The organism is Mucilaginibacter sp. GW821-FHT07G05, from assembly GCF_059418565.1.
On sequence record NZ_JBWKQC010000002.1, the window covers coordinates 161,420 to 175,079 of the forward strand.

Annotated in this window: 10 protein-coding genes and 1 tRNA gene; 8 read left to right on the forward strand and 3 right to left on the reverse strand. The window is 44.8% G+C overall.

Annotated elements, in window-relative coordinates; genetic code table 11:
- Positions 1 to 8 precede the first annotated feature (8 nt).
- The 7 genes from AC07NA_RS05120 to AC07NA_RS05150 are packed head-to-tail and all read left to right on the forward strand — an operon-like array spanning position 9 to position 10,954.
- A complete protein-coding gene (locus AC07NA_RS05120; RefSeq protein ID WP_494896262.1) occupies positions 9 to 803 on the forward strand; it encodes a hypothetical protein in 795 nt (264 codons plus the stop codon).
- Positions 800 to 1,321 (forward strand): hypothetical protein, encoded by a 522-nt coding sequence (locus AC07NA_RS05125; protein WP_494896263.1) that lies wholly within the window; start codon positions 800 to 802, stop codon positions 1,319 to 1,321. Before AC07NA_RS05120 ends, AC07NA_RS05125 begins: the two co-directional genes overlap by 4 nt.
- A gap of 1 nt (position 1,322) precedes the next feature.
- A complete protein-coding gene (locus AC07NA_RS05130) occupies positions 1,323 to 2,927 on the forward strand; it encodes a hypothetical protein (protein ID WP_494896265.1) in 1,605 nt (534 codons plus the stop codon).
- Position 2,928: 1 nt separating this feature from the next.
- On the forward strand, positions 2,929 to 5,883 hold the full coding sequence (locus AC07NA_RS05135; protein ID WP_494896267.1) for an SGNH/GDSL hydrolase family protein: 2,955 nt from the start codon (positions 2,929 to 2,931) through the stop codon (positions 5,881 to 5,883).
- Entirely contained in the window at positions 5,880 to 7,796 is a 1,917-nt protein-coding gene (locus tag AC07NA_RS05140; protein WP_494896268.1) for a hypothetical protein, read from the forward strand. Before AC07NA_RS05135 ends, AC07NA_RS05140 begins: the two co-directional genes overlap by 4 nt.
- 3 nt (positions 7,797 to 7,799) lie before the next feature.
- Positions 7,800 to 8,243 carry a hypothetical protein gene (locus tag AC07NA_RS05145; RefSeq protein ID WP_494896269.1) on the forward strand — a complete coding sequence of 148 codons (444 nt, stop codon included), beginning with the start codon at positions 7,800 to 7,802 and terminating at the stop codon, positions 8,241 to 8,243.
- A complete protein-coding gene (locus AC07NA_RS05150; protein ID WP_494896271.1) occupies positions 8,243 to 10,954 on the forward strand; it encodes a hypothetical protein in 2,712 nt (903 codons plus the stop codon). The genes AC07NA_RS05145 and AC07NA_RS05150 overlap by 1 nt, the downstream gene beginning before the upstream one ends.
- A gap of 1 nt (position 10,955) precedes the next feature.
- Here the strand turns inward: AC07NA_RS05150 and AC07NA_RS05155 are convergent, their stop codons facing one another.
- The 3 genes from AC07NA_RS05155 to AC07NA_RS05165 form a co-directional block, all read right to left on the reverse strand.
- Positions 10,956 to 11,471 (reverse strand): hypothetical protein, encoded by a 516-nt coding sequence (locus AC07NA_RS05155; RefSeq protein ID WP_494896272.1) that lies wholly within the window; start codon positions 11,469 to 11,471, stop codon positions 10,956 to 10,958.
- Between the two features lie 50 nt (positions 11,472 to 11,521).
- A complete protein-coding gene (locus AC07NA_RS05160; RefSeq protein WP_494896273.1) occupies positions 11,522 to 12,706 on the reverse strand; it encodes a tyrosine-type recombinase/integrase in 1,185 nt (394 codons plus the stop codon).
- A gap of 151 nt (positions 12,707 to 12,857) precedes the next feature.
- Positions 12,858 to 12,931, reverse strand: a tRNA-Ile gene (locus tag AC07NA_RS05165).
- A gap of 66 nt (positions 12,932 to 12,997) precedes the next feature.
- Here AC07NA_RS05165 and AC07NA_RS05170 point away from each other — a divergent pair.
- Entirely contained in the window at positions 12,998 to 13,630 is a 633-nt protein-coding gene (locus AC07NA_RS05170) for an HAD family hydrolase (protein ID WP_494896274.1), read from the forward strand.
- The last annotated feature ends 30 nt before the right edge of the window (positions 13,631 to 13,660 follow it).

The following is a 13,660-nucleotide window of genomic DNA, read 5'->3' on the forward strand; positions in this document are numbered from 1 at the left end:
GTAATGTCATGCACAAAATCAAGCTAAAAGATCGCGTATTTACCGGCCCTTCAAAATGGGAAGAGCTGAATGCTGAAGGCCTGCTGCGCCTCACCGCTTGCCTGCACAACAGTAAACACCCGCACCTCATGCAGGATTACCTGATCAAAACACTTTTTAAAATACCGGTATCGCTATACATAAAATTGATCCTTGTCCAGCGCATTCAGCTGGTACCGCTTATACAATGGGCATTTACCGAAACCAAGATCCAAAACTGGCTGATCAAAACGATCAGACTGAGGGGCAGAAAATGGTATGGCCCGGCTGATCGGCTCGCAGATCTTACGGCCGAAGAGTTTGTTCAGGCCGAGCGCGTCTACGAGCGATACATAGATAAGCCTGGTCCCGAGCTGCTCGATAACCTTGTTGCAATTCTTTATAGGCCCAAACGGTGGTTTGCCATTAAGCGCCTGCCTTTCGATGAAAAGAAGCTGGCCGGCTATGAAAAAAAATTAGGTCGCTTAAATAGCTGCCTGAAGAAAGCCATCGCCATCAATTACGCTGGTTGCCGCAATTTGATAATTGCCAAGCATCCGGATATATGGAAAAAGTATCATCCGGACGAACACCCGAAATCACCGCCTAAACCGGGCGCCGCAAAATTTACCAATTGGGTGGGGATCATCATTGACCTGTCAGGCGACAAATTCGGCTGGTATGAACAGACCCAAAAGACTCCCATTTGGCTACTACTGGCCGATATGAACCAAAAAGCGAAACGAGCTGCGGAAATGGACTCAAAATTAAACAGTACGAAATGACAGAGCAGTTCCTGGAAGACTATTTTAAAGATTGTGCCGCGAAGCTCAAAGAGATCCGGCATACCGATGAGCAAAAGGCATTCTACCGAATGGCTGATGCTAACGATCTCGATGAGTTTGATAATGCGGTTAGAAATATGGTAAAGGGTGTTTGCCTTATACTGGAGATTGGATCGGGCAATATCGGCAACTGGGACAGTCAGCGGGATGAGCCACGCATTGGTTTGCATGCCCTGGTAAAAACTACCGAAGAAAGAAGCGCCATCAATGCTGCGCGGGATCAGGCCAAAGCCATACTGCTCAAAATTGTATCAAGGATGCGCCGGGACAGTAAAATATATGCCCCGGGAACACAGGTTATCACTGGTGTTTTAAAAGCGGCGGGCGTATCATTTGACAGCGCCGTAAAGTTCTCAAACATGACCGCGATCGACGGCAACTGGTATGGCAAATCATTCTATTTTGATTTTAAGTCGCCCATCAATGTAGAGTTTAACGAAAACGATTGGATCGAATAATATGGCAGTAACATTAACAATACCGCCGCCTAAAATTGCATTCAGTCGCAATCATCTTTTAGTGCAGGTAAATAGCGATGATTTTCGGGACGTTTATGGCAGCCCGGCAGTTAATTTTTTACGCTTTAGCGGGGCTGTAACTGCAGGTGCTGTTTTTAAGCTCACCTGGGCCGGCGTGGATATCACTTTCACGGCCGCTGCGGTTCCCAACAATTCCGGTACCCAGTTTCCTACCGGTGATGGTGGTGCTGCTTACGTGCAATCGCTGATATCGGTGGTTAAGGCAAATTATTATGTGAGGCGTGATTTTACGGTAACCTACAGTTTTTACCTCGGTCAACATACATTGGTTTTTACCTCTATAGCCTATGGCACCAGGTACAATATGAACACCTACCTGGGCTCGATATCATTAAACCGAACTAATGGGCTTGATGAAATAATAAAATCAAATTTCGCGCACGCCCTGCAGGTTTGGTTTTTGGGCGTAGGCGAAGAGAATATCTATCAACGGAATTTAAATCTTGATTTTCCGGTAACCGGTACAACGACAAAAGATATCGCCGATATCCTTAACACTTACCTCGATTATGATATCCCTGAGCTTAATAAGGCTTGGCAGTACTGCCCTAAATCAGTACGCAATTACTTCCTGATCTACGGACAGTATTATGGCGACATCCCTGATTTTAAAAAGATGTACCAAAGTGAGGTGTATACAATATGCCTTGGCGGGTACAGCAATAAAGCGCTTTCACAAATTAGCGATGTCAATCACCTGGGCAATTATTTGCTGCCGGATCAGTCGCTTTACAAATATCAAAATTGGTTCGAGAGTTATCCAATGGATGATTTTGAGGTGAATACCAATCAACAGCAGTTCCTCTATTTCATGAACATGCGCAATGTGGCTGAGCAATTGGCCATAAAAGTTAATGTTGTTTATAGCGACCTGAGTGAAGGATCGTTAACCTTAGCCGGCGGCCTTGTTAAATCATACGAGAAAGTTTGTATTGGTTGTGGTTACAAGCAGTTAGGCCTGCATAATTTGACCAACGCTTCCAGGTTTGTAAGCGGGTATACCTTACAGATCATCGAAAGCCTCACCGGTGAAACACGGTCTAAGATCAAAACTTTTACAGTCAACAGGCAGCAGGAACTGTATTCCAGGTCAATTATCTACAGCGGCAGCGCAGGTGGCTTTAAGACATTAATTACTAATGGCAGGTCACAGGTTACTGCCGAAGTATCGAGCAGCCAGGGCGACCGTTTTGACGGCATCAACACGCCGAAAACTGGTAACCTCACCCGATATGATATCAAGATAATAGAAAATGATGAATTGAACAGCGGGTACATTAACGGAAACGTGGATGAGCTGCAGGAATTATTGCTTGCCAAATATGCCTTCAGGGTTTTCGGCGATACCCTCATACCCATTTTCATAACCGGCAAAAAGATGGTTCTTGCCGCCGATGGCCAAAACCTCAATGCCCTCAAAATAGAATACCGACTCGCATTTGACGAGCAAAATTATACAGGCAGCACCGGCGCGCTGATCGTCCCGGAACTAAATAAAATTCAAAAAGCAATCAACGATTTGTAGTATGAGCGATCTTATTGATGAATTAAAAGAAATTTTCCCAACCCGCGCAGAGACTTACGACAAAGAAGAAATAGGTGACCTGGTAGCTGATCTTGGTAATGGTGGTAAAGGCCCTGCTACAGTGGCTACGAATCCGGATGCAGATCCTGCAAATCCTTCAAAGGTCGGCGACCGGTGGGATGTAACCGCCGGTACCGGACCGTACCCATACTTCGGTGGGTTAAGCATACCTGTTAAAGACACTGCCGACGCTACTAAATACGTGACTGTTCCTTATTTTATAAAAGGATCCTCAGGATGGGAAGCTAAGTGGACGCCTATGCCGGCCCCTGACAATACTGCGGCAATTCAGGCACAGATAGATAAAAATGCGCTACCACTTGACGGGTACTTTGTCGATGTTTTGGTGGGAGATTCACCGATCGATGGCGTGGCCATTCCTTCAACCTACGTTCGCAGTAACGGCAACGTAATTGGTGAAGCCGGTAATGCACGCTTATTCGAGGCTTTTGCTAAAGCAGCCGGTACCGGTAAAATAAAATTCTACACCCAGGATGCCAGTTTTTTTTGGACAAAGGTTGGGGAAACGGCATCATTTGCTGTACCTGCAGCAGGCGCCTTTAGCGTCCCGATCAATATTGATGTCCAAGCCAACTGGGTTGCGGCCTTTTATCCAACCGGTGGTGCATCATTAGCGGGATCAGGAGCAAACGGCAGACGTAGTACTAACTCAACTGGAGAAGGTACAAATATTGGCACCAATACCGGCGACGCGGCATTCCCATATATGCGCCTTACTATTAAGGCCAGTAAGACGGTTAAAGCTGATATCTTAAATTTACAAGCCGGTATTGATGCCAACACTTCTAAGATCGGCTCGCCACTAAAAACCCGGATCATTGGCAACCCAAATCCGGTTTCTGCATCCGCTCCGAGTGATTCGCCATATTGCTTTGCAGACAGGGCGGGCAACACAGGTGTGGTTGCTGCTGTTACCGTTTATGGCCGCTCAGCAGGTAATATATACATTAAGGTTTTCGATCGTACTTATAGCAAGTTTGCCCAAAGCGGAGCCGACTACGTGTTACCTATCAAAGCAGGGCTTGGCACTTACCCCTTACTTATTCCCATAAAGAAAAATCAACATATTGGTGTTTATGGCGCCGGCAGGATCGGGTACACAGCAGGTGGCGTTGTGGGCTCACCAATATTCGGTGGCGGATCGGGTAACGTGTCCTCATTTACGGATAATGGCAACGGCAACGCCGGCAGGTATGAGATCGGGTTCACGATCATTGAGTTCAATAAGGATACCCGGTTAATAGATATAAGCACTTCTGATCTCATCTCAATCCTTGGAGATAGCTACAGCGCGTTTGCATTTGGCATACGAGGCAACAGCTGGCCCGCTATAGTTTCCGCCTGGACAGATTACTTGTTTGAAAATTTCTCGCAGTCCGGAGATGCGATTTATCAGCGCCTTAACGCGATCAGAAGCAAGTCTATACAGTTTGGCAATTTATCATATCGTGATTACGGTGCTGTTCGCGCATTCATTAAATGTGGCGAAAACGATGATGCATCCCGTACTCTCGCACAGTTTTTAGAAGATTTGCGACAAATTATTGAGACTACCAAAGGGCTTGGCGCAATACCGACGCTGATTAATGAGCACACTGTCACCTACGGCAATGGCGGTCAAAACTTATTTAAAAAGATGGCCGATGAGCAGGGAGTAGATTTTGTTAATCAGCTTCCCGATGCGGTACGCTATGATCCTACACCTAAATATGCACCATTTCACAATGGCGAACATAAAGGCACCCGTTCGATACAACTGCTTGCTCAAACTATGGAGCAATATGTTAATACCCTGCCCAGGGCTTCGCAGCTGATCAAAATATTCCGTAAACGGGAAAGTGTTGTTGTGGGGACTATTGCCGATCTATTGTTTGACTCGAACTGGGAGCGCAATCAACGCTTTAAAGAGGCGCAAATAGGTGAAACCGCCTTAACAGTTGCCAATGAAAACAGGTATGACGCTGCGAACACTATTAACGCATCCCATTATGAGAATGTGGCCAGTGAGTACCTGATGCTTAAAAATGGCATTGCCGTCACTTTTGGCGAGTATGCGCTGGTTGAAATAATATTTCCGGTACTGTCAAAGCATATTGATTGGGCGGAATTCAGGTTGTCTACTACCGGTGTGACCGTTTATGCGCGCAACATATTTGGTTCAATAGGAACTGATAAGCCTACCGGTGATTGGTATGAATTATTCGGAAGTGTCACCGGTGAATACCGTATTTGTAAAGATCACCTTAACCGGTCTGTAAAAGAGGATAAGATTAGCTTATTACTTTACAAAGCAGGTGGTTTTACCCTTACGCAAAGCCCGGTTATGGAATGGGGTGGCCAGCTCGTCCTTAAACCAAGGATGGAGCGCCCGGCATTAGCGCTACCGGAAGGAAACGAAATGCTGGCCGAAACATTAGTGGGTACAGCTGGCCAGCTCGCCAACTGGACGGTTATCGGTGCGCTGGCACAGGAAGTGCCGGTCGATACACCATTCCCTGGTACTACCGGCTTTGTTACAGTCGATGCGGTTAATAAACTCAAACAGACATTTAATTTTATTGCCGATCCTATTGAAGATCGCGAGATCGAGATTAGCGGAGTGTACCGGTATTTTCCGACTCCTTTTCCTTCTAACGGAAACTACCCGACAGCTGCTCCAATTAACCAGGATACCTTTAACTACCGCCGGGCTGTTATCTCACTGGAGACGGTAGCCGGTACGGTTGACATTAAACGCAAAGTGGGTACCTGGTTCAAAGCGGTGCGTGTCCGGGCTTTGCTGCCTGCAGGCGCTAATAGTCTGAACGTAATCTTTGGGGCCGAGGCTGGCCTCCAGTTTTGGTTAGGCTCGGTAAAACAGGTTAAGAAGCCATGATCAGGATCGTAAACAGTGCCGGCAGGACATTGGAACCTACGCCTGATCAGACCATCACCATTGAAAAACATAATCCGCTGTTTAACGACGCGGATAGTTTTTTTTCGGATATCAGCTACCCTTTTAATGCAGGTTTAAATGAAAATAACAAAGCATTCTTTAGTCTTGGGCATTTGCTCGAGTCGAGTAATTCGCTTTACGTGATCCCGGTGCAATTTTACGCGGAGGAGATCCTGATGGTTACCGGTAATATCCGGTACCGGATCAGCGCAAGTGGTTTTGAATGTAACCTGGAGCCCGATCAAACCGCGATAAACTACCTGATGAAAAATATCAGGCTGGCAGACGTTCGTACACTTGATCCGGATTTTACCACCGGTGACACCCCGGAAAAGCTTGATGCGCTGATGCTGAATACCTGCCAGTTCCCTGAGCGGTATAATTATATTTTTATGCCGATCAGGAATATCCATTTGGGCACAGATGGGGTTCCCAGCCGCGCGTATGTCAATTATTTCGATTATGGTGAACAGCGGTTTCTGAGCGGCCGGCCTTCGTCACCCTACTCTGTATCTAACTCGCCATTCTTTAAACTAAAATACATTCTTAAAAATGTAGCTGAATATTTAGGATTTACCGCCGAGGGTGCCTTTTTTACAGATCCTTATTACGACAACCTGTATATATTCACCTGGCTGGCATTTGAGGCGGGTATTATTTACCCATCAATGCGCTACATGCCCTATATGTTGTTGGCTGACTTTTTTAAACAGATCAGGCAGCGCTTTTATTTGGCAATTGATTTTAATCTTTCCACCGGAAAAATGAAAGTGGCAAGCTTCCGCAATATTAGTCGAAGCACGAATGTAACTGATCTTACTCCCTTTATTACCAACCTAATTGAACACGAGCTGCCGGAAAGCAAAGGCTACACGGTGAGCTTAAAAGTTGACGAGTTGGACGATGCCTTTGCTATTGGTACGGAGAGTAAGACATACCCGCCATTATACTACCTGGTCGTAAATGACGGAGCCACCAAAATAGAAATGGAAGCCGGCGCCCTCAAAGTTGAACAAACGATGAATGGAAGTCAGCCCGGTCCTGTACTGGCCTATGCCGACGGCTTGATGTCTAATTACAACACTGAAGATTTTATACCGGAAGATCCAACTAATCTTAATTCCGGTCATAAATGGCTGCTTCGTTTTTTCAGGTATGCTGGCATGGTTGAAAAAGAACCCGGCAAATTTTGGCCGGATGCCGCGAGTGCAGACCTTAATCAGGATGATATCGACTATTACCGTTTTCTTAATGATAGCAAGAAAATAACGGTCAATGCACTGATTCCACCCTATGTACTTGCACAAATGAGTACTACGGAGAAATTCTGCTTTCGCACCCAGGACGGCAATTTTGTTTACCTGATCATCGATCAGATCGCCTATGACAAAAAGGAAAATGAAGATTTTACGCCGACCAAGATCTATTGCCGTGTACTCAATAACGATTTGATCACTAAAGCAGAGATCATCGAAAATGATGCCGCGGTTTCAGAGAATCAGCTTTTAAAGCTATTTCGCTTCAAATCATACTTTGAATTCGAAAAGCATGGGTTTAATGAACTGCCAATAGAAATTTATGTAGGCCCCGCCGGATCCGGATACACGGTGCAACTGCCGAATATCGTAAAGCCAACAACTTTTAAGGGAACAGGCGGATCTATCGTATCGCTTTATGAGCGCCAAGCGCACCTTCAAACCCTTTTTGAACTAAGGATCAGGGTTGGCCAGCCTCAATATATTGAGTTTCTCGGTCTGCGATCTTATTTCACTTATGATGGTGCCGGCTATTACAAGGTTACCCTGGCCTTGGCCAGTTACCCACTCACAGATTTTTACTGGATAAAATTTTAGGCCATGGCAGATCTGAACGAACTACAAAAGCTCGAACTGGAGGGTGTGCTGCGCAAATGGTCAGAGATCACCATTGAACGGTTTCAAACCGCAATGGACAGGCTGAACGTCGGTGCTTCTGGATCACTATATCGAAGCTTTGTAAAAGAGCTGGTTAAAGTCGGTGGCGATGTCGAGGCGGTAATGATGAAATTCTTAAAGTATGGCCGCTTCGCTGATATGGGCGTCGGGAACGGTGTAAGCCTGAACGAGCTGTCACTTATGCGCCGTTTCGACCGGTACCGAGACACCCAGGGCCGCATGATCAACCCGATCAGACGGCGCGCAAAAAAATGGTATTCCAAGATCCTTTACAAACGAATCGCTGAATTAAGGTACATCCTGCCGCCTGAAATGGCTGATCAGGTAGGGTTTGCTATCCGTGAACAATTACAAAGCTTAAACTAATGGCAATAAGAGAAAGAGATACCGCTGTCATTAACCTGGTGATCAATGATCAGCAGGCAAGAACATCGTTAAGGGAAATGACCGGCGCATTTAATGCGGTAAGATCTGCACGCGCCCGGATGAACCAGGAAGAAAATCCGCAACGGTACCAGGAACTACTTAACCAGGAACGGGCCTTGACAGCTGCCATCCGGGCGAGGCGTGATGAAGTAAACCAGGGCACGAACGCACAGCGCGAATTTAGTAATGAATTTCAACGCGGCTGGTCGCAAATCAAACAGCAGATCGCCAACTTCTCGATCGGCGCAATGATCGTTGGCGGAATCACTGCAGGTATTGCTGCTTTCAAATCGCTGATGAGCGCAGTCATCGAAACTTATTCGGAATTTCAAAAATTCGACGCGGTGTTGACCAACACCCTGGGCGATAAAGGAAGCAGCAGGCGTGCACTGAATGGTTTATCGAAGTTTGCGGCCGAGACAAATTACGGATTGGCCGAGTTAACGGAAAGCTTCGTAAAACTGGCAAACCGTGGTATTATTCCAACCATGGAGGAGATGCGGAAGGCGGGAGATCTTGCCGCCTCCCAGGGTAAATCTTTCGATCAACTTACCGAAGCCATTCTTGATGCTACAACAGGTGAATTTGAACGATTAAAAGAATTCGGCATACGAGCTCAAAAAGACGGCGATGTGGTGCGGCTTTCGTTTAAGGGTATCACCACAGAGGTGCAAAATTCTGAAGAGGCCATTAAGAATGCTATTCTCAGCTTCGGTGATATGGAAGGCGTTGCCGGCGGCATGGAAAAAATTAGCAAAACCGTTGGTGGCGGAGTTGCCAATATGGGTGACAACTGGGATAGGTTGTTAACCACCATAGGTACAAATACCGGCGGTATGATCTATAACGCGGTTGGTAAAATAAATGAATATCTCGACTTTTTGGTTGAGGCCTTTAAGTCAACAGAACAGCGTATCCAGGAAGCAGCTGATCGTTATGCTGAAAAGGCTTTGGTGAGCTATAACAATAAGTCAGCCTCCGATCGCTTAGCGCTATATGAAGGCAGCAAGCTGGAGATCAAATATCTTGAAGACGAGCTGGACAAATCGCAAAAGCTGATGGATAAGCTAAAAACCATGCGCGGTACCGGTTCCCAAAGAGAAGATCTTCAGAAAACTATCGATGATTATACTTTAAGGATTGCAGAGGAGACATCATTTGTTGAAGCGGTTGATGCCGACCGTAAACAGAAAGAGGATAACGAAAAGAAAAAAGCTGAGCAGGAGCGTTTAAAAAAATTGGATGACGAGAAAAAAAATTCGGAAAAGTATAAAAGAGAAGCCGAGAAAGCAGCCCGCGAGTTTGATAAATATAAAAGTGACCTGCAGCAGCTGCTTGATCAGACCGATCAACTGATCGCTAACGCCAAAAAAGGAACTGCAGACGAAATTACCGCTCAACTGAAGGTTATCGATGACAAGTACGAAAGAATCATTGAAAAAGCCCAAAAACTTAGGAATGATAAAAATGCTTCGCCTGATGACGTTGCTAAGTTAGATCAGTCTATTGCTCAAAATCAGGACAATCGTTTGATAGAGCGTGCGAATTTTGAGGACGCAGCCGGCTTTAAAAATGACAACGGTGTGCTGAGCGATCAATATGCGGCCGAGCAAACCGCGCTTAAGGAAAAATACGCACAGCAGCTGATCACCGAAGCCGAATATAACCAGGCTAAAAATGACCTGGAAGCAAAGCAGCTCGAAGATGAATATTATCTCCGGATTGCCTGGTATCAAAATACTGCAGATATCGAAGCCAAGATGGCAGATAACAAGATCAAGCAGGAAAAGAAGGTTGCCGATGCCAAAATTAAATATATTCAGGATCAGCAAAAAGCAGAAAAGGACTACCTGCGTATACAACAGGATATCACCTCACAGCGAAACGAGCTTGCAGTTACCGGTGTTAATTTGCTGGGCACCTTATTGGGCAAAAGTAAAGGCCTGATCTTGGCTCAACTCGTTTTGGAAAAAGCCATAGCTGTCGGCCGGATCGTGGCGAACGAAGGTGTAGAGATCGCCGGATACTGGGCCTCCAATGCGATGCTCGGCCCCGCCGGTTGGGCAACCGCAGCGGCCATGACCACGGCGGCTAAGATCCGCGCCGGCTTATCGATTGTAAATATCGTCGGTCAGGGAATTGTTGAGGGCGCCAGCGCAATGAAATCTGATACCAGGGCGGCAAAAGGTGCTATGATCCCGCAAGGCCCGTCACATAGTGAAGGTGGAATAGATCTTTACAACAATGTCACCGGTGAGCATATTGCAGAGATGGAAGGCGGCGAACCAATATTTATTTACAGCAAGGAAACTTACCGCAATAACAAAGGTGTTATAGATCAACTGCTATTTAATAGCCTATATCGCAATGGCGCTTCTGTAGATGTTCCCATGGTCACCAAAGGTATTCAAATGGCAAAATCGGGCGGGGTATTTAACAGCGGCGCAAGCGGATCATCAGTGGGTTCAAGTCCTGCTGCACCTGGTGAAGCAGCTGAAGGATTTTCACTACATGATACAAATCGGTTGTTGGAGCTATTGATCGCAAAAACCGAAGACGTGGCAAGCCGGCCCATTGAATGGAATGATCGGGCTTACCAGGAGCGAAAAGATCGTATTGCAGAAATCCACAACCGGGCTAAAGCATCTTAACCTATAAATTGACTTTAATGTAATTAAATAGGTTGATGATGTCTCCTTTAAAAATAAAATCGTGGATCACGTTTTCGGTACCATGCAGTGCGCTGGTTATTTCAAGAGAGCCAAATTTAGCCGGTAGCTTTGGCTCTCCATTTAATAAATTAAATCGATTACCATGCCCCATTGCGTTTCGCAAATGTCTTAAAAATTCAAATTCGGGAGTCTTTTTATTATAATTGGAGTTTTTAATCATATCATGAATAAAAATTATAGCTAAAATTGGAGCGTTGTACATGAGCTTCAAATTGTTACGCTTATCACTTTTATATTTATCAATAAGAGTTTGTACGTTATAATCTACCATTCCCTTGTGTGAGGCAACGCCAACTGAATGGAATTCACGGCCAGTAACGATTTTTTCAATTTCGCTCCGGTTCTCATACAATAAAAAGGGCAACTGGTAGCCTTGTAACATGCAAAACATGATTTGCAGATCGATCGCTTCAATAATTTCTTCTTTTGTGACCATGGATGTTGAATAGGGTTAGTAATACAAATGTATTTAAAAGAGTTATTCGGTCACGACTCAAACAATGTGTCAAAATTATTCATGAGAGTAGCCTTCCTTGTATCGCTCATTTTTACATATATCATTGTTGTTTTGGTGCTCGAATGCCCCATTAGCTCGCTAAGGGATTTTACATCGCCATTCATTTCAATGAACATCGTTCCAAATGTATCGCGTGCGCAATGATACGTAAGTCGTTTATAAATGCCTGCACGAGCAGCAAGTAGTTTTAAAGTTTCATTAATGTATGGGTGACTGAACTGTTCAAATAACAATCCCTTTCGGCCTTCTATTAAACTTTTTGCAATGTTTGATAGTGGAATTTTTAATCGTTTACCTTTATCTCGTCCTTTATAGGCTACAAAAATAAGTACACCGTCAACTATCATTTGGCTATGAACAAGTGAACTATCCGATATCCTTAAGCCAGTTACACAGCTAAAAAGGAACCTTCGGCAAATTTCCCTTTCATTATCTGCAACCAAAGGATCTTTAAATACTTTATACAAACATGCTAATTCATCCTTGTTTAGGGCTTGCCTGTCACCATCAACATATTTGAATTTAAAAGTATCATAAGGACTTTTGGCGATATAGCATTTCCTTACAGCAATTCCGAGGTATTTTTTGATGTCCTTATGATAACCGGCAATAGTGTTGGGCTGCTTCTTTTTAACCTTAAGTGCCCAGGCATCAAATCGCTTTATAAAATCTACATCCATTTTGTTGATTGGAAGAACGAGGCCTCGGTAATAAGCTTTTAAAACATTGAGTGAAGCCTTATGGCGGTTCCAAGTTTCATACACAATTATATTGTCGTTGTAAAGTTCCTTTGCACGTTCCTCCATAAAAGTGAAGAAATCGCGGCCCTTACCAACGTCTTTAAATTCCTTAACTAAATCATCAATTGCAACATCGTCCTCTCTTAGGTAACCACTCAATTGGAGCCTGTGGGCAACAGCTTTATATTCATTTAACCTAAGATTGAAGGGAATCACATCAGGATCATCCCCAGCTCTGGGTATAAGCTGCTGGTTTTTATTATCGAAAAATTCACGCGGCCACCTGATGCCAGTGAAAAGATCACGCTTAACCCTGTTTTCCTTTATACGAAATATAATTTTTGATAAACCTGCCGGATTTACCCTGCTGTCAATAACAACATTGCATGAAATGCCTGATATCGCTTTTTTCATTGTTGCGAACCAATAAGAAAATGAAACAAAAAACTGCGAACAAAAGCGGTTGAATTACCCGATTTGCGAACTAAAAGAAGTGAGATGTGATGATTTGCGAACCATAAATGTGCCTTAACGATATCGTTAAGGCACTTTATGTGGTTTCGAGTGCGCCCACCTGGGCTCGAACCAGGGACCAAAAGATTATGAGTCTTCTACTCTAACCAACTGAGCTATAGGCGCCGGAAAACTTTGTTGTTTTTCGAGGCGCAATATTACATATTTGCCTTCAATTAACAAAAGCTAATTATGAAAAATATTAAAAATATAATCTTCGACTATGGTAACGTCATCTTCAGTATTGATTTTGCCAGGGCACAGCAGGCATGGAGTGCGCTGGGTATCAGTAACTCCGATCAGTTTTTTGGCCATTTACAGCAGGACGCCGTATTTGATGCTTTTGATAGGGGAGAGATCACTGCCGAAGCCTTTCGCGACAAAATAAGGGCTATAACCGGTAATAATACCCTCACCGACGAGCAAATTAACACCGCCTGGAACAGCATGCTGCTCGGAATTGCCGATGGCAACCACGAATTATTGTTAAAATTGAAGGCTAAGTACCGTACGTTTTTGCTCAGCAACATCAACGCCATCCACTACGATCATATTATGGATTACCTGAAACGGGAGTTTGGTTTTGATGGTAACGATCACCTGTTCGAGAAAACGTATTACTCGCACCTTACGGGCAAGCGCAAACCCGAGGCGGCCATATTTGAGCAAGTGTTGCAGGAGAACAATCTGGATCCGGCAGAAACATTGTTTATCGACGATAGTCCGCAGCATTTGGCGGGTGCAGAGAAACTCGGGATACAAACCTTTTTAATGACACAGCCCGATACCTTGCAGGCTTACTTTGAACGCAACGGTTTACTGTAGCATAAAACAACAGAGGGACTGTACCACAAT

Excerpts from the sequence above, each read along its gene's own strand:
- AC07NA_RS05120 (WP_494896262.1), top strand. The coding sequence starts at position 9 with ATGCACAAAATCAAGCTAAAAGATCGCGTATTTACCGGCCCTTCAAAA.
- AC07NA_RS05125 (WP_494896263.1), top strand. The coding sequence starts at position 800 with ATGACAGAGCAGTTCCTGGAAGACTATTTTAAAGATTGTGCCGCGAAG.
- AC07NA_RS05130 (WP_494896265.1), top strand. The coding sequence starts at position 1,323 with ATGGCAGTAACATTAACAATACCGCCGCCTAAAATTGCATTCAGTCGC.
- AC07NA_RS05135 (WP_494896267.1), top strand. The coding sequence starts at position 2,929 with ATGAGCGATCTTATTGATGAATTAAAAGAAATTTTCCCAACCCGCGCA.
- AC07NA_RS05140 (WP_494896268.1), top strand. The coding sequence starts at position 5,880 with ATGATCAGGATCGTAAACAGTGCCGGCAGGACATTGGAACCTACGCCT.
- AC07NA_RS05145 (WP_494896269.1), top strand. The coding sequence starts at position 7,800 with ATGGCAGATCTGAACGAACTACAAAAGCTCGAACTGGAGGGTGTGCTG.
- AC07NA_RS05150 (WP_494896271.1), top strand. The coding sequence starts at position 8,243 with ATGGCAATAAGAGAAAGAGATACCGCTGTCATTAACCTGGTGATCAAT.
- AC07NA_RS05155 (WP_494896272.1), bottom strand. The coding sequence starts at position 11,471 with ATGGTCACAAAAGAAGAAATTATTGAAGCGATCGATCTGCAAATCATG.
- AC07NA_RS05160 (WP_494896273.1), bottom strand. The coding sequence starts at position 12,706 with ATGAAAAAAGCGATATCAGGCATTTCATGCAATGTTGTTATTGACAGC.
- AC07NA_RS05170 (WP_494896274.1), top strand. The coding sequence starts at position 12,998 with ATGAAAAATATTAAAAATATAATCTTCGACTATGGTAACGTCATCTTC.